We start from the raw sequence: 20,807 nt of genomic DNA on the forward strand, positions 1-20,807 counted from the left end.
ATTAAGCTTTGGATTGTGGATGTAAGAAGGCGCCGCAGTTAGGAGAATAAATGAAGATTGCAGTTTGTGTGTCCGGAGGTGGTACAAACCTCCAGGCGATTATAGACAAGATTAATTCTGGCGAAATTCACAATACTGAGATTGCAGTTGTAATTGCTAATAATAAAAACGCATATGCGTTAGAGCGAGCAGCTAAAGCAGGTATTGAGGGCGTTTGCGTTAGCCCGAAGGATTATGCTTCCCGTGAAGAATTCAATAAAGCATTTTTAGAGAAGCTGGATTCTTATAATGTCGATTTGGTTGTCCTTGCTGGCTTCTTAGTTGTGATACCACCAGAGATGATTCGTAAATACGTTAATAGAATTATCAATATTCATCCATCTCTTATTCCAAGCTTTTGCGGTACAGGATATTATGGATTGAAGGTACACGAGGGCGTTCTCGCTCGTGGTGTAAAAGTCACTGGAGCCACATGTCACTTTGTGGACGAAGGCACTGACACAGGCCCAATCATCTTGCAGAAGGCAGTAGAGGTTCTTGAAGGCGACACTCCTGAAATCCTCCAGCGCCGCGTAATGGAGCAGGCTGAGTGGATAATCATGCCCCGTGCCATTGACTTAATCGCCCGTGGTTGCGTAAGCGTGGTCGAGGGCAAGGTACATATCGCTGAAAACTAAATCAATTACCACTGTGAGAAGCAAAATGTAACATACAGTGGTAAAAGAAGAGAGGTATTACCACTGTAGGAAGAAAAGCATGAAATACAGAGGTAAAATAAGGGCGACATTACCACTGTGAGAAGAGAAATGCGAAATACAGAGGTAAAAGAAGAGCAGTATTACCACTGTAGGAAGAAAAGCATGAAATACAGTGGTAAAAGAAGAGAGGTATTACCACTGTAGGAAGAAAAATGTGAAATACAGAGGTAAAAGAAGGACAGTATTACCACTGTAGGAAGAAAAATATAATATACAGAGGTAATCAAGCAAATTATTACCACTATCATGACTGTGAAAGTAGCTATGCTAGTGGTAATGGAGCAAATATTGGAGGATAAGTCATGAAAGTTTTAATAGTAGGTAGTGGCGGAAGAGAGCATGCGATAGCACTTGCTGTTTCGAGAAGCCCACAGGTAGATAAGATTTACTGTGCCCCAGGCAACGCAGGTATTGCAGAGCTTGCAGAGTGCGTAGATATCAAGGCTATGGAGTTTGATAAGCTTGTAGCTTTTGCAAAGGAAAAGGAGATTGACCTTACAGTAATTGGTATGGATGACCCACTTGTAGGTGGTGTTGTAGATAAGTTTGAGGAGGCTGGCCTTCGCTGCTTTGGCCCTAGAAAGAATGCAGCTATTATCGAAGGCTCAAAGGCTTTTTCAAAGGATTTGATGAAGAAGTACAATATCCCTACTGCAGGCTATGAGAATTTTACAGACCCGGAGGCTGCTTTAAAGTATCTTGAGACAGCCAAGTATCCAATCGTTTTAAAGGCTGATGGCCTTGCGCTTGGCAAGGGGGTACTTATTTGCGAAAACCATGAGCAGGCAGTTGCAGGTGTTGCAGAAATCATGACTGATAAGAAGTTTGGCGATGCTGGTAACACTATGGTTATCGAAGAATTCATGACAGGCCGCGAGGTTTCAGTTCTTTCTTTCGTAGATGGTAACACAGTAAAGATTATGTCATCTGCTCAGGATCATAAGCGCGCAGGTGATGGTGATACAGGTCTTAACACAGGTGGAATGGGCAACTTCTCACCATCTCCATTCTTCACAAAGGAGATAGAAGAGTTCTGTCAGAAGAATATCTTCCAGGCTACTGTAGATGCTATGAAGGCAGAGGGTAGAGAGTTTAAGGGAGTTATCTTCTTTGGTCTTATGCTTACAGAGGAAGGCCCTAAAGTGTTAGAGTACAATGCACGTTTTGGTGACCCAGAGGCACAGGTTGTACTTCCTCGTCTTGAGAATGATATTATCGATGTATTTAATGCATGTATCGATGGAACACTCGATAAGATTGATCTTAAGTTCTCTGACGAAGCATGTGTATGTGTTGTGCTTGCTTCTGATGGATATCCTGTTTCTTATGAGAAGGGATTTCCTATAACAGGATTTGAGAAGTTTAATAATAAGGATTATTATTGCTTCCACGCTGGCACAGCAAAAAATGACAAGGGTGAGATAGTTACAAACGGTGGTCGTGTTCTTGGCATTACAGCCCTTGGAAAAGATTTAGTAGAAGCTAGAGCAAAAGCTTATGAGGCTACAGAATGGATTCAGTTTGAAAACAAATATATGAGACATGATATCGCAAATGCGATATTGAAATAGTACTAATAAATATGGGGCTGTGGATTTTCCACAGCCCCTGTTTTGTCAGCAAGAAGTCATATTTATTTTTGAGTAAAGTAGCTATCTATTCCGTTGGCTATTCCGAGAGCCATTTCTGATTGATAATCGTCTGTTACAAGCTTTTCTTCGTCATTCTTGTTTGTGATTGCACCAACTTCTACGATTGCTGTAGGAACTTCGCACCAATTGATTGCAGCTTTGTCATCCATTTCTTCTACTGTGGCATCGTTTGTGTTGGTGTTTTGTGATACAGAACCAACAATAGCATCGGATAGGAGTCTGCCGTCTTTGTAGTTGCCGTAGTTGTAAGGATTATCTTCAGACTGGCATACAACTGATATACCTGGGTTTTCTTTACCACTGATTACAACAAACACATCAGCACCAGCAGTGTTTGCAATCATTGCTCTGCCGCTGTTGCTAATATCTACATCGTTAGATTCACGTGTAAGTAAAACGGTGTAGCCCTGGTCTTTTAGGATATCCTGAAGCTTAAGTGCTATCTGTAGATTGATATCATAATCTGCGCAACCAGTTTTTGCACCATTTTCACTTGTAGGTGTTTCAGCTGTTGTTTTAAATGCTCCAGGCCCTACAGGTTCCTTTCTCTTATTGGCAGTTTCTTGACCACTAGGGTCTATTACAATTATTTTGGTTGGGTCAGCTGTAGTAACTTGTTTTGCCTCAACATTCATGGTAGGGAATACCATAACCGCTAGGAGCATTGCAACTATACATTTTCTGCCCTTAAGTTTTGTTGTTTTTTTCATATGTAAATCACACTCCCTTCCCAAAAAATTATCTAAGTATATTATCGGACATTTGTGTGAAAAAATCATGTGTTTTCTGAAAATTTGTCAGAAAAATTTATTATTGATAATAAGACTTGACATACTTCATCTGTCGTAGTATATTTACTTCAACAAACGTACTACGACAGTCGTAGTACGTCAGACATAGTAAGGAGAATCAAATGGTTGAAATCAGTAGCGATGTTATTAGGGGCTACAATGATACGATTATCCTTAGTATTCTGATGAATGAACCATCATATGGTTATGAAATCTCAAAGCAGATTAAGCAGATTACAGATGGAAAATATGTAATAAAAGAAACCACTCTATATTCTGCCTTCACCAGAATGGAGAAGAATGGATACATTGAATCATTTGTGGCAAGTCAGGACTTGGAAGGTAATAGTAAAAAGCGTACTTATTACAGAATTACAGAGGCAGGGCGTGAGTTCTATAAGGCCAAATGTGCTGAATGGGAACTGACAAAGGATGTAGTTGAAAAGTTTATTAGATAGGATATCAAAGGAGAAGAAATGGAAACAATTAAGAGTTATCTGGATGCAATGTTTGCCAATATGCCAAACACAGCTGAGGTTAGAAAGGCAAAGGAAGAGCTATTTTGCATGATGAAGGATAAATATAACGATCTTATTGCTGAGGGTGAAACCGAAAATAGTGCCATTGGAACTGTTATTTCTGAATTCGGAAATTTGGATGAGCTTGCTGAGGACTTGGGTCTTGAAGAAGAGGTTAAAGAGACTCGTGAAAGAGAAAAGACAAATCCTAGCCGCTTGCTTAGTTATGGCGAGATAATGGAATATCTTGATGTGACTAAAAGCAATGGTTTGTTGGTTGGAATTGGGGTTATGCTTTGTATTATAGCAGCTGCGCCAAATATCATCATAGAAGAGATGAATTACGGGCGTACTACATCATACGGATTTGTATTGATGTTTGCATTTATTGCAGTGGCAGTTGGGTTGTTCATTTTTTCGTCATCTAGAGGTAGTGATTGGGATTTTATCAAGAAGGAGCCTTGTCAGATAGATGCCACTACAGCTGATGCAGTAAAAGAAAGAAAAAAAGATTATAAGCTGACACATGCGATTTTGATGGCAGTTGGTGTAATTCTATGTGCCTTTTCTTGGGTTCCTGCCATTGTTGCAGACCCTGATATATTTGTTGCGTTTATGCTGGCAGCTATTGGCGTTGGCGTTTTTATTCTGATTTATACCGGCACAAGAATGGGAAGTTATGAGCAGGTCCTCAAGATAAATGATAAGTCTACAATGGCTGGCACATATGGTAAAGAAGATGTGTATATCAACAAAGCTGCTACAGCCATCATGGAAGTGTATTGGACAACAGTTACCTGTATTTATCTAGTCATCAGTTTCATAACCTTTGATTGGGAAACTACATGGATTATTTGGCCTGTTGCTGGGATTCTTCACAAGATACTGAAAATCGTATTTACGAAGGAGGCTGTAGATGGAGAATAAATGTAAAAAGAAATATCAACTAATTATATGGACGATTACTCTTGTGATAGTGGTCTGTGCTCTTATATACCACTTCGGTGGAGCTTTGAATCTAGGCTCCAATGATGATCCAGTGGATATGCAAGAATTTGATTTTACTGGAGAAGATGTTAAACGCATTGTAGTAGAGCTTGATGCGGCAAATGTAGAAGTTACCTGTGGTGATAAGTTTAGCGTAAGCCATAATATTCCAGAAAAATATGCTCCAGAAATAAAAAGCGATGGCGATACACTTACAGTATCTCAAAAGAATATAAAAGCAAATATAAATCCTATTGCAAAGAACTATAAAGTAAAAATTATTGTACCAGGCGATAACTCTTTGACTGCTTTGCATGCCGAGGTTGATGCAGGTAATGTGGAGGTATCAGCTTTGAATGGTGATGCTATTAAGGCTGAGGTTGACAAAGGAAATATAATAATCTCTGATTCAGAGTTTAATAGTTCTATATTGAGTGCAGATATGGGTAACATTCAGATTGAAAGCTCTAATCTTGGAGATATGGATTATACAGTTGATATGGGAAATGTATCATTGCAAAATTCAGATGTATCATCAGGAGAGATTACTACTGATATTGGCAATATAACAATAGATGGAAACATAGATTATTTATATGCTAGTAGTGAAATTGGCAGCATCGAAATCACCACGCCAAATCCTGAAAAAGCACACTTAAAACTGGAGTGCGAGATAGGTTCTGCCTCGGTAAATGGCGAAGCCTGGAAGTAATTCGTTGAATACTAACTATGTTGCATGAAAGCATGAAGGCATAAAGGATATTAAAAAGCCCCTAGTAGGCATCAAGGTTTTATAGTTCTTGAGCGAGGCGTTCTAAGCCGAGCGGAGAACTATAAGGCTTGTAGCCGTAACTAGGGGCTTTGTGTATTTTAGATTAGCCTTCTACAGAGTAGTTAGGAGCTTCCTTTGTGATGTGAATATCATGTGGATGAGATTCCTTAAGGGATGCAGCAGAAATCTTAACGAACTTGCCACGTTCCTGAAGCTCTGGAATAGTAGGGCAACCACAGTAACCCATACCTGAACGGATACCACCGATGAGCTGGAAGATAACATCCTCTAATGAACCAGTGTAAGCAACACGTCCTTCGACACCTTCTGGAACAAGCTTCTTAGCACCTTCCTGGAAGTAACGATCCTTAGAACCGTTTTCCATAGCTGCGAGACTTCCCATTCCGCGGTAAACCTTGTACTTACGACCCTGGAATAATTCGAATGAACCAGGAGCTTCATCGCAGCCTGCGAACATTGAACCCATCATACATACTGAACCACCAGCAGCAAGAGCCTTTGTTAAGTCACCAGAGAACTTAAGACCACCATCAGCGATGATTGGAATACCGTATTCCTTAGCAACAGCGTAGCAGTCCATGATTGCAGAAATCTGAGGAACACCAATACCTGCAACTACACGAGTAGTACAGATAGAACCAGGGCCTATACCAACCTTAACTGCGTCAGCACCAGCTTCGATTAATGCCTTTGTAGCTTCGCCTGTAGCGATGTTACCAGCGATAACCTGAAGATCTGGATATGCCTGCTTAACCTTCTTAACTGCTTCGATAATATTCTTTGAATGACCGTGAGCAGAATCCATAACGATAACGTCTACCTGAGCATTTACGAGTGCTTCAACACGCTCCATCATGTTTCCTGTGATACCAACACCAGCACCGCAGAGAAGACGACCCTGGTCATCCTTTGCAGCGTTAGGGTACTTAATTTGCTTTTCGATATCTTTGATTGTGATGAGTCCCTTTAATTTGAAGTTGTCATCTACAATAGGAAGTTTCTCTTTTCTAGACTTTGCAAGCATCTGCTTTGCTTCCTCTAGAGAAATGCCTTCCTTTGCTGTGATAAGACCGTCAGATGTCATAGACTCTGAAATCTTCTTAGAAAAATCTGTTTCGAATTTGAGGTCACGATTTGTGATAATTCCAATAAGTGTACCATCTTCTTTTGTGATAGGAACACCTGAGATTCTGAACTTGCCCATGAGCTCATTTGCTTCAGCAAGTGTGTTATCTGGTCCTAAGAAAAATGGATCAGTGATAACGCCGTTTTCAGAACGCTTAACCTTGTCTACTTCTTCAGCCTGTGCTTCGATAGACATGTTCTTGTGAATAATACCAATACCACCCTGACGAGCCATAGCGATAGCCATGCGTGATTCTGTAACAGTATCCATAGCTGCACTCATCATAGGAATGTTAAGTTTAATTTTTTTAGTAAGATTTGTGTGAAGATCAATAAGATTTGGAGTTACTTCCGAATACTGAGGAACCAGTAAGACGTCGTCGAAAGTAATGCCATCACCAATAATAGTTGCCATAATGTAACCTCGCTTTCGAATTTGAATACAAAATTTAACATATTATAAGTTAGGACTGTGAACCTGTCAATGATAAGTTAGAGGGGATGGGGATTTCTTGACATTGGCAGTGGGTAAAATATAATTATAATTGTCAAAAAATGCGACAAAATAAATTATAGATAGGGGTCAATATGAAAAAGAAATTAATGACATTAGTGTTTGCACTTTCTGTTGTGGTAGCAGTAGGTGCGTTTAAGATGGATGCTAAGGCAGCTGTCTACTCTGATCCAGACGGATCTACATTCGATGCTCAGTTTTATGCAGCTACATATCCAGATGTTGCAGCAATCGTAGGTGCTGATGCAAAAGCCCTTTGCAATCATTACATTACAGCTGGTAAGGCAGAGGGGCGTTTTCCTAATGCGACAATTGCAACAGAGGCGATGAATGGAACTTATCCAGTGCCTGCAATCAAAGACCCGGCTACACAGGTGGATGATGGTATTTATAATGTGCTTGCCATCGGCAACAGTATCACAATTCATCCCGTATGCAATTACTGGTGGGGCAGTTGGGGAATGGCAGCCTCAAGTCCAGACAAGGATTATGCACATCAGGTAGCCTTAGGTCTTCAGCAGGTATATGGAAATGTTAATTTAGATGTATATCGTTCAGGTTGGGAGGGCAGTTCCAATAGAAACATGATGCTTCCTAATATGGATGAAACTCTCAAGAACAATTACGATCTTGTTGTTATTCAGCTTGGTGAGAATGTTAAGCGTATGTCTACATTTGAGGATGATTTCACTATGCTTATTAACTATGTTAGACAGAGCCAGCCAACAGCAAAAATTGTTGTTGTAGGAGATTATTGGTATGCAGCAGGAAGAGACGCTATCAAACAGCGAGTAGCAGAGAACACTGGCAGTGTCTTTGTAGACATTAGTGCTATTCGTGGAGTGGCAAAATATCGTTCAAATATTGGTGCAAAAGTTCAAGGTTATGATGGAAAGATTCATTCTGTTTATACAGGTGATGTTGCAATGCATCCAAATGATGCTGGTATGGCATATATTGCAGGCCGTGTACTTGAGTCCATACAATAGATTTTGTACTCCAAAATGAACAGAATTCACAGTTTGTTCTGTTGAAAAATATTCTCATTAGTTCTATTATAAAATTACGACATTTTGGGATAGTAATCCGGTTTATTTATGCTATCTCAGTAACTATAGATGTCATAGTTAACAAGGAGGATTTAAAAATGCCAAGAGCAAAACAGTCTATGGATGGAAACCAGGCTGCAGCACACGTAGCTTATGCGTTTACTGATGTCGCTGCTATTTACCCTATTACACCATCCAGCCCAATGGCCGATTTTGTTGACCAGTGGTCAGCAGCAGGCCTTGAAAACATTTTTGGAAATCAGGTAAAGGTTGTAGAGATGGAGTCTGAGGCAGGTGCCGCAGGTGCCGTTCACGGTTCACTTGGTGCAGGTGCACTCACAACTACATTCACAGCTTCACAGGGTCTTCTTCTTATGATCCCTAATATGTACAAGATCGCTGCAGAGCAGCTTCCTTGTGTATTCGATGTATCAGCTCGTACAGTTGCTACACAGTCACTTAACATCTTTGGTGATCACTCAGATGTTTACGCTTGTCGTCAGACAGGTTTCGCTATGTTATGCGAGACAAATCCACAGGAAGTTATGGATCTTGCTCCAGTAGCTCACCTTGCAGCTATCGAGGGTAAGGTACCTGTACTTAACTTCTTCGATGGTTTCCGTACATCACACGAAATCCAGAAGATCGAGAAGTGGGATTATGCAGATCTTAAAGAAATGGTTAACATGGATGCAATCAACGAGTTCCGTGCTCGTGCACTTAATCCAGAGCATCCTACAATGCGTGGTTCTCACGAAAACGGTGACGTTTTCTTCCAGCACAGAGAAGCATGCAATACATACTATGATAACTTCCCAGCAGTTGTTCAGAAGTACATGGACAAGGTAAATGCAAAGCTTGGTACAGATTACAAGCTTTTCAACTACTATGGTGCTGCTGATGCTGATAGAATCATCATCGCTATGGGTTCTATCAACGACGTTGCAGAAGAGGTTATTGATTACCTCAACGCACACGGCGAGAAGGTTGGTGTACTTAAGGTTCGTCTTTACAGGCCATGGTCTTCAGAGGCATTCCTTGCTGCACTTCCAAAGACAGCTAAGAAGATCGCTATCCTTGATAGAACAAAGGAGCCAGGTGCTCTTGCTGATCCTCTTTACCTTGATGTTGCTACAACACTTCGTGAAGCAGGTCTTAACGACATCGTTATCTGCGGTGGTAGATACGGTCTTGGTTCAAAGGATACTCCTCCTTCATCAGTATTCGCTGTATACAAGGAATTAGAGAAGGATGCTCCTAAGGCTAGATTTACAATCGGTATCGTTGATGATGTTACTAACCTTTCACTTCCAGAGGTTAAGCCAGCTCCTATCACTTCAGCTCCAGGTACAAAGGAGTGCAAGTTCTGGGGCCTCGGCGGTGATGGTACTGTAGGTGCTAACAAGAACTCTACAAAGATCATCGGTGATCACACAGATAAGTACATCCAGGCATACTTCCAGTATGATTCAAAGAAGACTGGTGGTGTTACAATTTCTCACTTGAGATTTGGTGACAACCCAATCAAGTCTCCTTACTATATTAACCAGGCAGACTTCGTAGCTTGCCACAACCCAGCTTACGTTACACAGGGCATGAAGATGGTTCAGGACGTTAAGCCAGGCGGAGTATTCATGATCAACTGCCAGTGGTCAGACGAAGAGCTCGAGCAGAAGCTCAACGCTGAAGCTAAGAAGTACATTGCTGATAACAACATCCAGCTCTACACAATCAATGCTATCGATAAGGCTATCGAAATTGGTATGGGTAAGAGAACAAACACAATCCTTCAGTCTGCATTCTTCAAGCTTGCTGACGTAATGCCTATCGACCAGGCTGTTGAGTACATGAAGGCAGCTGCTAAGAAGTCATACGGTAAGAAGGGTGATGACGTTGTTCAGATGAACTACAACGCTATCGACGCTGGTGTTGATGCTGTACATAAGGTAAATGTTCCAGATTCATGGAAGAACCCTACTCCAGATGCTGAGAAGCCAGCTCTTGAGGGTCGTCCAGAGGTTATTAAGATGGTTAAGAACCTCCTTGAGCCTATCTCTAAGATGGATGGAGATTCACTTCCAGTTTCTGCATTCTCAGAGAATCCAAACGGACAGTTCGAGCTTGGTGCTGCAGCTTACGAGAAGCGTGGTACAGCCGTAATGGTTCCTACATGGGATCCAGAGAAGTGTATCCAGTGTAACCAGTGTGCATTCGTATGTTCACACGCTACAATCCGTCCTTACATGCTTTCAGAGGATGAGGTTAAGGCAGCTCCAGCAAACATTAAGCTTGCTGATACAAAGCCAAAGGCTTCTGAGTTCAAGTACACAATGTCTGTATCTCCACTTGACTGTATGGGATGTGGTGAGTGTACAACTGTATGTCCAGTTGGTGCTATCACAATGGTTCCACAGGCAGACGAAGCAGATGAGCAGCCAGTATTCAACTACTTAGTAGCTAATGTTGGACGTAAGGAAGCAGCAGGTTCTGACCTTACAGTTAAGGGCTCACAGTTCAATCAGCCACTCCTTGAGTTCTCAGGATCATGTGCAGGTTGTGCTGAGACTTCATACGCAAGACTTATTACACAGCTCTTTGGTGAGCATATGTATATTTCAAACGCTACAGGATGTTCTTCAATTTGGGGTGGTCCTGCAGCTACATCACCATTCACAGTTAACAAGGATTCTAAGAAGGGTCCAGCTTGGTGTAACTCACTCTTCGAGGACAACGCACAGCACGGTTTAGGTATGGAAGTTGGACAGAAGTACCTCCGCGAGCGCGCTATCGAGTCTGCAAAGAAGGCAGCTGAGGCTGGTTCTGCAGAGCTTAAGGACGCATTTGCTAAGTTCGAAGAGACAATGAACTCTACACGTGAGAACGGTGCAGCAACAGACGTACTCGTAGCTGAGCTCGAGAAGAACGGTTCTGAGGACGCTAAGGCAGCACTTGCTCTTAAGGATTACCTCGCTAAGAAGTCTGTATGGATCTTCGGTGGTGACGGTTGGGCATACGATATCGGATTCGGTGGTCTTGATCACGTACTTGCTTCTGGTGAGAACGTTAACGTTATGGTATTCGATACAGAGATGTACTCTAACACTGGTGGACAGGCTTCTAAGGCTTCTAACATCGGTGAGGTTTGCCAGTTCGCTGCTTCAGGTAAGGAGATGTCTAAGAAGTCTCTTTCTGAGATCGCTATGTCATACGGTTATGTATATGTAGCTCAGATCGCACTTGGTGCAAACATGGCACAGGCTGTTAAGGTTCTTGCTGAGGCAGAAGCTTACAACGGACCTTCACTTATCATCGGATACGCTCCATGTGAGCTTCACGGTGTTAAGGGTGGTATGAACCACTGCCAGGATGAGATGAAGAAGGCTGTAGAGGCTGGTTACTGGAACCTCTTCTCATTCAACCCAGATGCTAAGAAGGAAGGAAAGAATCCATTCACTCTTACATCTAAGGAAGGTGACTACAGCAAGTATCAGGACTTCCTCAAGAACGAGACACGTTATGCTCGTCTTACAAAGGCATTCCCAGAGCGTGCTGATAGACTCTTCGCACTCAACGAGGAGACAGCTAAGGAGCGTTATGCTCACTTAAAGAAGTTAGTAGATCTTTATTCATAAGATTTAGCTAATATAAAAATTTAGCCACTTGGTTAAGCTATCAACTTTGAGTTTTCTCAAGGTTGAGGCCACCAAGTGGCTTTTTTATACCTATTTCTTGCATACTTGTGTCGAAACTGATAAAATATTACTAGATATTGTGGTACGAACTATATTTTTAGGGAGGATTTTATGAAGTGTCCATTTTGTGGTAGCAATGATACAAGTGTAATCGATTCAAGACCAGCGGATGACAACACAAGTATTAGACGTCGTCGTTCTTGTCCAGAATGCGGTAAGCGTTTTACTACCTATGAAAAGGTTGAGACTATTCCTTTGATTGTTATTAAAAAGGATAATAATCGTGAGCCATACGATAGAACAAAGATTGAAAAGGGTGTTCTTATCGCATGTAGAAAACGTCCTGTTTCTGCAGCGCAGATTTCAAAGGTTGTAGATGAAATCGAGACAGAAATATTTTCATTAGAGGAGAAAGAGATTCCTAGCACCAAGATTGGTGAAATCGTAATGGAACATCTTGAGACAGTTGATCCAGTTGCATATGTTAGATTTGCATCTGTTTATCGTGAGTTCAAGGATGTTAATACATTTATGGATGAATTAAAGCGGGTTTTAGATAAGTAATTTTTTTAATTGGGGAGTTAAGTATTTACTTTTTATGACGATATATATTGGAAAGTAAGTATGGAGTAATGTGTAATGAATATATCAGGTATTCGCCCAGCAGTAGGGTTTTATAATGAAAATTCAATAAGATTTAGACCGGATTTCAATCAGAAGCCAGTTGAAGAAGAAATTATTCCAAAGCTTCCAGCTGAGGATAATAATAAAGCTAAGGTTGTTTCAGATGAAGAAATTGCATCAGCTAGACAGGGACAGACATTTGGCTCATACGATTTTGCCAGTCAATACAAGCCAAGCACTGTTCATGAAATGAAGGGGGCAGATAGCGATATCAAATCTCTTGATGTTGAGAAGGCTGTTGATGAAATGAAAAAAGATTCAGCTATTCATAGATATCAGTATTTTGTTCAGAATAAGCCAAAGGTAGAGCTAGAAAGCACAGATGTTAGAGGGCCAGAGAACTTCACATTGTGATTTATTTTAGATTTTTAAGGGCGCATCAATTGATGTGTCCTTTTTATTATGTTAAAATCGAGCCTATGAGTAGAAATTTATATCCAAGAGACTATGTAGATAGTACTTATTCAATCGATTTTAAAAAACTATACGAACAGGGGTATAGAGGTGTTATATTCGATGTGGACAATACTTTGGTTCCACACAATGCACCTGCAGACGATAGAGCAATAGCTTTCTTTAAAGAGCTCAATGATATAGGCTTTCAGGCGTTGCTTTTATCTAACAATAAAGAACCTAGAGTGAAGAAATTCAAAGAAGCAGTTACCTATTGTAGCTATATATACAAGGCTGGTAAGCCGGGAAAGGCTGGCTATGAAAAAGCTATGGATCAAATGGGGACAGATGCTTCTAACACTATATTTGTTGGAGATCAGATACTTACAGATATCTGGGGCGCTAATCGTGCTGGAATTCGCTCAGTAATGGTTAAGCCAGTGTTAAAATGGCATGAGGAAATCCAAATAATCTTCAAACGCTTTTTGGAAGCGATTATTTTGTTGGGTTACAGAGTTTATACAATCTATGGAAAAGAAATAAATAAAGTACCTGTTAAATAAAAGGAGAATAAAATGAAAATTGTTATCGCAAACGATCATGCTGCAGTAGAGTTGAAAAACGAAGTAAAAGAGTACATCGAAAGCTTAGGTCACGAAGTAATCAACATCGGTACAGATTCAAATGAAAGCTGCAATTATCCAGAGTATGGCAAAAAGGCTGCACTTATGGTGGCAAACCATGAAGTAGATTTAGGTGTACTCATTTGTGGTACAGGCGTAGGAATCTCTCTTGCTGCTAATAAGGTAAAGGGAATCAGATGTGGTGTATGTTCAGAAACAACCACAGCTCGCTTGATTCGTCAGCACAACAACGCAAATATGATTGCATTTGGCGCGAGAATCGTTGGTTCTGAGTTGGCAAAGGATATTGTTAAGACATTTATAGAGTCAGAATTTCAAGGCGGAAGACATCAGATTAGAATCGATATGATTACAGCTATTGAAAATGAAGACTAATTCTGATATAATTTGTCAGTCTGCGAAGTTTGACGTAAATAAAAGACTATTTAGTCTACCTATATATATTTAGAGGAGGAATATTAGTAAATGAACGTACAGGTAGAAAATCTTGAGAAGAATATGGCAAAGCTTACAGTCACAGTTGACGCAGCTGAGCTCGAGAAGGCTATTACAAAGGCATATAACAAGCAGAAGAACAGCATTTCTGTTCCAGGTTTCCGTAAGGGAAAGGTACCACAGAACATGGTAGAAAAGATGTATGGTGCAGAGATTTTCTATGAGGACGCTGCTAATATCATTATGCAGGAGACATATCCACAGGCATATGATGAGTCAAAGCTTGATATTGTTTCTCAGCCAAAGATCGACATTACACAGCTTGAAAAGGGCAAGGATTTCATCTACACAGCAGAAGTTGCTGTTAAGCCAGAAGTTAAGCTTGGTAAGTACAAGGGCGTATCTGTAACAAAGGTTGATTCAAAGGTTACAGCTACAGAAGTTAACAACACAATTAAGGCTGAGCTTGAAAGAGATGCTCGTATGGTTTCTAAGACAGGTAAGGCTTCTAAGGGTGATACAGCAGTTATCGATTTCGAAGGCTTCATCGATGATAAGGCATTCGAAGGTGGTAAGGGTGAGAACTATGATCTTGAGCTTGGTTCAGGTTCATTCATTCCAGGTTTCGAAGATCAGCTTATCGGTCACAAGGCTGGCGAGGATGTTGATGTTGAGGTTACATTCCCAGAGAACTACCAGGCAGAGGATCTTGCTGGAAAGCCTGCAGTATTCAAGTGCCACATCCACGAAGTAAAGAGCAAGGATGTTCCAAAGCTTGATGATGAGTATGTATCAGATCACACAGATTTTGAGACAGTAGATGAGTACAAGGCTTCTGTTAAGGAACGTCTTGAGAACAATAAGAAGGCAGAAGGACGTCGCGCTCAGGAAGACGAAGCTATCGCTAAGATCGTTGAGGATTCTGAGATGGAGATTCCAGATGCAATGCTTGACTACCAGGTTGAGAACATGATTAATGATTTTGCTAACAACATGGCTCAGCAGGGACTTTCACTTCAGCAGTACATGCAGTTCACAGGTATGACAATGGATTCATTCCGTGATCAGGTTCGTCCAGATGCACTTTCACGTACACAGTCTTCACTTGTACTTGAGGCTATTGCAAAGGCTGAGAAGATCGAAGCTACAGATGCTGATGTTGATGCTAAGCTTGAGGAAATGTCTAAGCAGTATGGCATGGAGCTTGATCAGCTTAAGACACTTGTTGGCGACAACGAGAAGGATTCTATGAAGAAGGACATTGCTATCGAGAAGGCTATCGAGCTTATCATGGACAATGTTAAGGAAACAGCTAAGAAGAAGGCTACTAAGAAGGCTGCTGATGCTGAGGAATCAGCTGATGAGGAGAAGCCAGCTAAGAAGACTACAAAGAAGGCTGCTAAGAAAGAAGAAGAATAAAATAGTAAAATTTTATTAACTTTTTGTAAAATCCAAGACATAGCGACATAAAATATATATAATAAATATCGAGGTCAAACACTAGCCTGGGCGTACGCTCGGGCTTAGTGTCTATTTAACAGATACTAAATTTTGCTAACAGGAGGACAAAAATAATGGCAACAATACCTTATGTCATTGAACAGAATTCTCGCGGTGAGCGTTCTTATGATATTTATTCCAGATTATTAAAGGATCGTATTATTTTCTTAGGTGAGGAAGTTAACGAGACAACAGCATCTCTTACAGTTGCTCAGCTTCTTTTCCTTGAGTCAGAAGATCCTAGCAAAGATATTCATCTTTATATCAACAGCCCAGGCGGAAGTGTTACTGCTGGTATGGCTATCTACGACACAATGCAGTACATCAAGCCTGATGTTTCTACTATCTGTATCGGTATGGCAGCATCTATGGGTGCTTTCCTTCTTGCAGGTGGTCAGAAGGGCAAGAGATTTGCACTTCCAAATGCAGAGGTTATGATTCACCAGCCACTTGGTGGAGCAAAGGGACAGGCTACAGAAATTGAAATTGCAGCTAAGAATATCTTAAAGACAAGAGAAAGATTAAACCGTATGTTAGCTGAAAATACAGGAAAGCCATACGAGCAGGTTTGCTTAGATACAGAGCGTGATCACTGGCTTGATGCACAGGAAGCTTTAGATTACGGATTAATCGACGAAATTATTACAAAGAAAAACTAGCAGTTGTCCGATATATTAATTGTTAGGGGATTATAGATTTTAGATTTATGAGGTAATTATGGCAAGAAACGATGACAGAGTTCGCTGCTCTTTCTGCGGAAAGACACAAAATCAGGTTCGTAAGCTTATAGCAGGACCAAATGGGGCATTTATCTGCGACGAATGTGTAGACATTTGCCAGGAGATTATAGTTGAAGAATTAGAGGATTTTGAGCCAGCTGAGAATCCTGATTCAATCGAGATTAATCTTCAGAAGCCAGAGGATATGAAGGCATTCCTTGATCAGTATGTTATTGGTCAGGATGAGGCAAAGAAGGTTCTTTCTGTAGCTGTTTACAATCATTACAAGCGTATCATGGCTAATCCAGATGATATCGATGTTGAGCTTCAGAAGAGTAATGTTCTTATGCTTGGACCAACAGGTTCAGGTAAGACGCTTCTAGCACAGACATTAGCCAGAATTCTTGGTGTTCCATTTGCTATTGCAGATGCTACAACACTTACAGAGGCTGGATATGTTGGTGAAGACGTTGAAAATATCTTACTTAAGCTTATTCAGGCAGCAGAATTCGATATCAAAAAAGCAGAAATCGGTATTGTCTACATCGATGAGATAGATAAGATTACAAAGAAGTCAGAGAACGTTTCTATTACTCGTGATGTATCTGGTGAAGGTGTTCAGCAGGCCCTTCTTAAGATTATCGAGGGTACTGTAGCTAATGTGCCACCTCAGGGCGGACGTAAGCATCCACAGCAGGAGACAATTGCTATCGACACTAAGAATATCTTATTTATCTGCGGTGGTGCATTTGAAGGTCTAGAGAAAATTATTTCTCAGCGTACAGATGTTAGCCAGATTGGTTTTGGTGCAGACATAAAAGACAAAAACAATCAAAAGATAGATGATTTACTTCAGCAGGCCCTTCCTCAGGATTTCATCAAATACGGTCTTATTCCTGAGTTTATTGGTCGTGTGCCTATCAATGTTTCATTGAAGGAACTCACAGAGGACGATATGATTAGAATCCTTAGAGAGCCAAAGAACTCACTTACAAGACAGTATCAGGCTTTATTCAAGATGGATGGAGTTAAGCTTGAGTTTGAAGAGGATGCTCTTCGTGAAATCGCTAAGAAGTCTATCGAGAGAAAGACTGGCGCTAGAGGACTTAGAGCAATTGTTGAAAGTGTTATGATGGATTACATGTATCATGTACCATCAGACGAAAATATTACAGAAATCACTGTTACTAAAGAAATGGTTGATAGCAACCTTTTACTCATCGACAAGGGTGAAGACGAAAATGTTGTTGCAATCGAAGATAAGAAAGAAAAGAGCGCATAATGGTAATCAGATCTTGCAATCTTGAAACAGTATGTGGCCCTACATCCACCTTGCCTAAGAACGATTTACCTGAGGTAGCGTTCGCAGGCAAGTCCAATGTAGGAAAGTCATCTCTTATAAATGCGGTTATGAACCGCAAGGCATTAGCCAGAGTATCAGCTCAGCCGGGTAAGACTCAGACAATAAATTTCTACAATATTAATGATGAGATTTATGTGGTGGACTTGCCTGGCTACGGCTTTGCTAAAGCCTCTGAGAAAGAGCGTGAAAGATGGGGCAAAATGATAGAGACTTATCTGAACACATCTGACCAAATCAGAGCCGTGTTCCTATTAGTTGATATCAGACATAAGCCATCTGCCAATGATAAGCAGATGTTTGATTGGATGGCATACGTAGGATACGATCCAATCGTCATTGCGACCAAGGCTGATAAGATTAAGCGAAGTCAGCTTGATAAGCAGATAAAGCTTCTTCGTGAAGGACTTGGTGCAGATAAGGACACAATTATTGTTCCATTCTCATCTCAGACAAAGCAGGGCCTTGATACAATACAGGATTTTCTTGACCAGGTAATTGAAAACGAAGCCAGTTTGACAGACGTTGAGGACCTAGATTAATGAAAAATAAATTTTTATTTGTGCTACTATTGCTTACATCCATTAGTGTGATTTGCTTTTGTGGCACATTTTTTTATGTGAAAAATACAGATAAACAAAATACGGATGATTCAATCGTGGTTATGACCAGCTGTAATCCGGTATATCTTGCAACGGTTAATGTTGTTGGAGATATTGATGGTGTTACAGTGCAGAATCTTTCTCAGCCTACCACAGGGTGCCTACACGACTACACACTCACAACAGAGGACATGAAAAATCTTTCTGAGGCGGATGTGTTAGTTGTAAATGGTGGCGGCATGGAAGGCTATCTGGAAGATGTTATAGAAGCTTATCCATCTCTTACTATAATAGATACCTTTGAAAGTGTTGAAGATTCCTATCCAGTTATAATTGAAGACGAGGACGAGGCAGAAGAAAGCCATACTCACGGTGTTGAATCAGAAGAGCATCATCATGATTCAGGAGCCAACAGTCATATCTGGATGAGCGAAGCTATCTACGCAGGCCAGGTACAGGCTATAGCAGAAGGCCTTGGCCAGATTGATGCTGCTGACAAGGCAGCATACGATTCAAATGCAGCTACATTCCTTAGTGTGATGGATTCCCAGATTGATATGCAAGGATTAGATGAAGAGCTAGCTGGTACTAATGTGGCAGTTCTTCATGAGGCATTCGCATATACTGCACAATCCCTTGGAACTAATGTAGTTGCTACAATGGATCTTGATGAGGAGCGACAGGTGAGTGCAGGTGAAGTTAGTGCATTCATTGATTCTATCAATGAAAATGATGTAAAAATCGTTTTTGCAGAATATGATTATGGTCATGCCATGGGAGAGCTTATTACAGAGCAGACTGATGCTAAGGTGGTATATCTTGAGACATTAGTTCATGGTGATTATAGCGGGCTTGATTATATTACCGTACTAAATAAGAATTACGCGTTGATTAAAAATAGTTTGTAGCATATAAGTAAGATACAAGGAACATTATATGAAAAAAATTATTCCATGTGGTTTTCACTGTATAAAGTTTAATAATCTAGGTGTTTCATTTGGTGACCAAAAAGTACTTGAGAATATAAATCTTCACGTACATTGTGGACAAATGACAGCTATCATCGGCCGAAATGGGGCTGGTAAATCAACATTGATTAGAGCTATTTTAGGCGAGGTTCCATATACAGGTGAGATTCAGTTTAAAAATAAAATGAATGGTAATATGGCGAAATTGAAGATGGGGTATGTTCCACAGAGTATAAACATAGATAGAACTACACCTCTTTCTGTGTACGATTTATTTCAATCGTTTACAGGAAAATTACCTATTTTATTTAGAAATAAAAAAGAACATGCTCATATCAGCGAAGCGCTGGCAGAGTTTGATGTGGAGAGTCTTATTGATCAGCCTGTAGGTACACTTTCTGGAGGACAGCTCCAAAGAGTTCTTCTTGCTATGGCTGTTCATGATACACCGAATCTTCTTATATTAGATGAGCCGGTGTCAGGTATTGATAAAAATGGTATGGATGCTTTCTATGAGAAGATGAAATATCTCAAAGAGACACATGATCTTGCTATTATTCTTGTAAGCCATGACTTAGACTATGTATATAAATATGCAGATAATGTCATTCTTATTGATAAGACCGTTACAGCGGCAGGAAAGCCCAAAATAGTGTTTGAATCCGATGCTTTTAAGAGTGTCTTTGGAAAAGGTGCGGCAGGAGAAGTGGAGGTGAATGCAAATGTTTAGTGAAATGTTTTCATACGCCTTCATGGTCAGGGCGACTATTGCAATATTGCTGATATCGCCATTGTTTGGAATGGTAGGAACCATGATCGTTCAAAAGCGTATGGCATATTTTAGTGATGCACTTGGACATTCGGCACTTACCGGTATAGCCGCAGGTGTTATCATGGGCATCGCCAATACAACTGTATCCATGATTATCTTTGGAATATTTTTTGCACTTCTTCTTAATTATATAAGTAGAAAGGGCCTTAGCTCTTCAGATACACTTATATCTGTATTTGCAAGCTGTGCTACAGCACTTGGTCTTGCTATACTATCAAGAGGCGGTAGCTTTGCAAATTATTCCGCTATATTAGTGGGAGATATATTGTCAATCACTACAAAAGAGATTATACAGTTGATAGTACTATTTGTGGTAATATTAGTGTTCTGGTGCATTAGTATCAACAGGCTTACAGCTATAAGCATACATGCTACTCTTGCCAAGAGCCGCAGTATTTCAGTAAGAGTGATGGAGGATGCATTTGCAGTGCTTATAGCGCTTCTTGTTATGCTTAGCATTAAGTGGGTGGGGATTTTGCTTATTAATGCGTTATTGATACTTCCGGCTGCGAGCAGCCGCAACATATCGGAAAACTTCAGAGAGTACACATATCTTTCTATTATATTTAGCATTTTCTCAGGTGTAGCAGGGCTATTTGTCTCATACTTCACCGATATGGCCACTGGTCCAATGATTGTTATCATTGCCAGCGTGATTTACTTTGCTACCTATATTTATGGGAAGGATAGATAATCTATTTTCTTGGTATTTACGATTCCTCTTTTTCTGAGGAAAAACAGGAATCTATGACTTTTCCGTGAAAAACGGTTATAACTAAAAAATGATGATA

Annotated in this window: 20 protein-coding genes; 18 read left to right on the forward strand and 2 right to left on the reverse strand. The window is 40.5% G+C overall.

The features are described from left to right. Positions 1-50: 50 nt before the first annotated feature. Both purN and purD read left to right on the forward strand, forming a co-directional pair. Entirely contained in the window at positions 51-677 is a 627-nt protein-coding gene (gene purN, locus T498_RS0110600; RefSeq protein ID WP_028235887.1) for a phosphoribosylglycinamide formyltransferase, read from the forward strand. Between the two features lie 383 nt (positions 678-1,060). Continuing rightward, positions 1,061-2,329, forward strand: coding sequence for a phosphoribosylamine--glycine ligase (purD, locus tag T498_RS0110605; RefSeq protein ID WP_028235888.1), 1,269 nt, complete (start codon positions 1,061-1,063; stop codon positions 2,327-2,329). 62 nt (positions 2,330-2,391) lie between these two features. Here purD and T498_RS15590 read toward each other — a convergent pair whose 3' ends face one another. Continuing rightward, positions 2,392-3,120: an N-acetylmuramoyl-L-alanine amidase family protein gene (locus T498_RS15590; protein WP_051524715.1), complete on the reverse strand. Its 729-nt coding sequence runs from the start codon at positions 3,118-3,120 to the stop codon at positions 2,392-2,394. Between the two features lie 203 nt (positions 3,121-3,323). On the opposite strand from T498_RS15590, the gene T498_RS0110615 reads away from it, so the two are divergent. Genes T498_RS0110615 through T498_RS0110625 form a run of 3 tightly spaced genes read left to right on the forward strand, consistent with a single transcriptional unit; the run spans position 3,324 to position 5,418 of the window. Continuing rightward, the gene (locus tag T498_RS0110615) at positions 3,324-3,659 is read left to right on the forward strand and encodes a PadR family transcriptional regulator (RefSeq protein WP_028235889.1); all 336 of its coding nucleotides are present in this window, start codon (positions 3,324-3,326) and stop codon (positions 3,657-3,659) included. An 18-nt stretch (positions 3,660-3,677) separates the two neighbouring features. Further along, positions 3,678-4,646, forward strand: a complete 969-nt coding sequence (locus tag T498_RS0110620) for a permease prefix domain 1-containing protein (RefSeq protein WP_028235890.1) — start codon at positions 3,678-3,680, stop codon at positions 4,644-4,646. Then, positions 4,636-5,418, forward strand: coding sequence for a DUF4097 family beta strand repeat-containing protein (locus tag T498_RS0110625; protein WP_028235891.1), 783 nt, complete (start codon positions 4,636-4,638; stop codon positions 5,416-5,418). The genes T498_RS0110620 and T498_RS0110625 overlap by 11 nt, the downstream gene beginning before the upstream one ends. Positions 5,419-5,581: 163 nt before the next feature. Here the strand turns inward: T498_RS0110625 and guaB are convergent, their stop codons facing one another. Further along, entirely contained in the window at positions 5,582-7,039 is a 1,458-nt protein-coding gene (guaB, locus tag T498_RS0110630; protein WP_028235892.1) for an IMP dehydrogenase, read from the reverse strand. A gap of 173 nt (positions 7,040-7,212) precedes the next feature. Between guaB and T498_RS0110635 the strand changes: the two genes are divergently transcribed. From T498_RS0110635 to T498_RS0110695, 13 genes are all read left to right on the forward strand, one after another. Next, entirely contained in the window at positions 7,213-8,127 is a 915-nt protein-coding gene (locus T498_RS0110635; RefSeq protein WP_028235893.1) for an SGNH/GDSL hydrolase family protein, read from the forward strand. Between the two features lie 158 nt (positions 8,128-8,285). Beyond that, complete coding sequence (gene nifJ / locus T498_RS0110640; RefSeq protein ID WP_028235894.1) at positions 8,286-11,819, forward strand: pyruvate:ferredoxin (flavodoxin) oxidoreductase; 3,534 nt, start codon at positions 8,286-8,288, stop codon at positions 11,817-11,819. A gap of 171 nt (positions 11,820-11,990) precedes the next feature. Further along, positions 11,991-12,443, forward strand: coding sequence for a transcriptional regulator NrdR (nrdR, locus tag T498_RS0110645; protein WP_028235895.1), 453 nt, complete (start codon positions 11,991-11,993; stop codon positions 12,441-12,443). Positions 12,444-12,518: 75 nt separating this feature from the next. Beyond that, positions 12,519-12,917 (forward strand): hypothetical protein, encoded by a 399-nt coding sequence (locus tag T498_RS0110650; RefSeq protein ID WP_028235896.1) that lies wholly within the window; start codon positions 12,519-12,521, stop codon positions 12,915-12,917. A gap of 65 nt (positions 12,918-12,982) precedes the next feature. After that, positions 12,983-13,519 (forward strand): YqeG family HAD IIIA-type phosphatase, encoded by a 537-nt coding sequence (locus T498_RS0110655; RefSeq protein ID WP_028235897.1) that lies wholly within the window; start codon positions 12,983-12,985, stop codon positions 13,517-13,519. Positions 13,520-13,531: 12 nt separating this feature from the next. Beyond that, positions 13,532-13,975: a ribose 5-phosphate isomerase B gene (gene rpiB, locus T498_RS0110660; protein WP_028235898.1), complete on the forward strand. Its 444-nt coding sequence runs from the start codon at positions 13,532-13,534 to the stop codon at positions 13,973-13,975. 90 nt (positions 13,976-14,065) lie between these two features. Beyond that, positions 14,066-15,454: a trigger factor gene (gene tig, locus T498_RS15595; protein ID WP_051524716.1), complete on the forward strand. Its 1,389-nt coding sequence runs from the start codon at positions 14,066-14,068 to the stop codon at positions 15,452-15,454. 155 nt (positions 15,455-15,609) lie between these two features. Beyond that, entirely contained in the window at positions 15,610-16,194 is a 585-nt protein-coding gene (clpP, locus tag T498_RS0110670; protein WP_028235899.1) for an ATP-dependent Clp endopeptidase proteolytic subunit ClpP, read from the forward strand. Positions 16,195-16,249: 55 nt separating this feature from the next. Then, the gene (gene clpX / locus T498_RS0110675; protein WP_155951059.1) at positions 16,250-17,536 is read left to right on the forward strand and encodes an ATP-dependent Clp protease ATP-binding subunit ClpX; all 1,287 of its coding nucleotides are present in this window, start codon (positions 16,250-16,252) and stop codon (positions 17,534-17,536) included. Then, complete coding sequence (gene yihA / locus T498_RS0110680; RefSeq protein WP_028235901.1) at positions 17,536-18,156, forward strand: ribosome biogenesis GTP-binding protein YihA/YsxC; 621 nt, start codon at positions 17,536-17,538, stop codon at positions 18,154-18,156. The genes clpX and yihA overlap by 1 nt, the downstream gene beginning before the upstream one ends. After that, positions 18,156-19,124: a metal ABC transporter substrate-binding protein gene (locus T498_RS0110685; RefSeq protein ID WP_028235902.1), complete on the forward strand. Its 969-nt coding sequence runs from the start codon at positions 18,156-18,158 to the stop codon at positions 19,122-19,124. The genes yihA and T498_RS0110685 overlap by 1 nt, the downstream gene beginning before the upstream one ends. A gap of 28 nt (positions 19,125-19,152) precedes the next feature. Further along, the gene (locus T498_RS0110690) at positions 19,153-19,914 is read left to right on the forward strand and encodes a metal ABC transporter ATP-binding protein (protein WP_028235903.1); all 762 of its coding nucleotides are present in this window, start codon (positions 19,153-19,155) and stop codon (positions 19,912-19,914) included. After that, a complete protein-coding gene (locus T498_RS0110695) occupies positions 19,907-20,710 on the forward strand; it encodes a metal ABC transporter permease (RefSeq protein WP_051524717.1) in 804 nt (267 codons plus the stop codon). Before T498_RS0110690 ends, T498_RS0110695 begins: the two co-directional genes overlap by 8 nt. Positions 20,711-20,807 lie beyond the last annotated feature (97 nt).

The sequence above is a fragment of the Pseudobutyrivibrio sp. MD2005 genome, from assembly GCF_000621865.1.
Lineage (GTDB): Bacteria > Bacillota > Clostridia > Lachnospirales > Lachnospiraceae > Pseudobutyrivibrio.

Bases quoted from the DNA above. Each gene is read 5' to 3' on its own strand.
- purN (WP_028235887.1), top strand. From the start codon at position 51: ATGAAGATTGCAGTTTGTGTGTCCGGAGGTGGTACAAACCTCCAGGCG.
- purD (WP_028235888.1), top strand. From the start codon at position 1,061: ATGAAAGTTTTAATAGTAGGTAGTGGCGGAAGAGAGCATGCGATAGCA.
- T498_RS15590 (WP_051524715.1), bottom strand. From the start codon at position 3,120: ATGAAAAAAACAACAAAACTTAAGGGCAGAAAATGTATAGTTGCAATG.
- T498_RS0110615 (WP_028235889.1), top strand. From the start codon at position 3,324: ATGGTTGAAATCAGTAGCGATGTTATTAGGGGCTACAATGATACGATT.
- T498_RS0110620 (WP_028235890.1), top strand. From the start codon at position 3,678: ATGGAAACAATTAAGAGTTATCTGGATGCAATGTTTGCCAATATGCCA.
- T498_RS0110625 (WP_028235891.1), top strand. From the start codon at position 4,636: ATGGAGAATAAATGTAAAAAGAAATATCAACTAATTATATGGACGATT.
- guaB (WP_028235892.1), bottom strand. From the start codon at position 7,039: ATGGCAACTATTATTGGTGATGGCATTACTTTCGACGACGTCTTACTG.
- T498_RS0110635 (WP_028235893.1), top strand. From the start codon at position 7,213: ATGAAAAAGAAATTAATGACATTAGTGTTTGCACTTTCTGTTGTGGTA.
- nifJ (WP_028235894.1), top strand. From the start codon at position 8,286: ATGCCAAGAGCAAAACAGTCTATGGATGGAAACCAGGCTGCAGCACAC.
- nrdR (WP_028235895.1), top strand. From the start codon at position 11,991: ATGAAGTGTCCATTTTGTGGTAGCAATGATACAAGTGTAATCGATTCA.
- T498_RS0110650 (WP_028235896.1), top strand. From the start codon at position 12,519: ATGAATATATCAGGTATTCGCCCAGCAGTAGGGTTTTATAATGAAAAT.
- T498_RS0110655 (WP_028235897.1), top strand. From the start codon at position 12,983: ATGAGTAGAAATTTATATCCAAGAGACTATGTAGATAGTACTTATTCA.
- rpiB (WP_028235898.1), top strand. From the start codon at position 13,532: ATGAAAATTGTTATCGCAAACGATCATGCTGCAGTAGAGTTGAAAAAC.
- tig (WP_051524716.1), top strand. From the start codon at position 14,066: ATGAACGTACAGGTAGAAAATCTTGAGAAGAATATGGCAAAGCTTACA.
- clpP (WP_028235899.1), top strand. From the start codon at position 15,610: ATGGCAACAATACCTTATGTCATTGAACAGAATTCTCGCGGTGAGCGT.
- yihA (WP_028235901.1), top strand. From the start codon at position 17,536: ATGGTAATCAGATCTTGCAATCTTGAAACAGTATGTGGCCCTACATCC.
- T498_RS0110685 (WP_028235902.1), top strand. From the start codon at position 18,156: ATGAAAAATAAATTTTTATTTGTGCTACTATTGCTTACATCCATTAGT.
- T498_RS0110690 (WP_028235903.1), top strand. From the start codon at position 19,153: ATGAAAAAAATTATTCCATGTGGTTTTCACTGTATAAAGTTTAATAAT.
- T498_RS0110695 (WP_051524717.1), top strand. From the start codon at position 19,907: ATGTTTAGTGAAATGTTTTCATACGCCTTCATGGTCAGGGCGACTATT.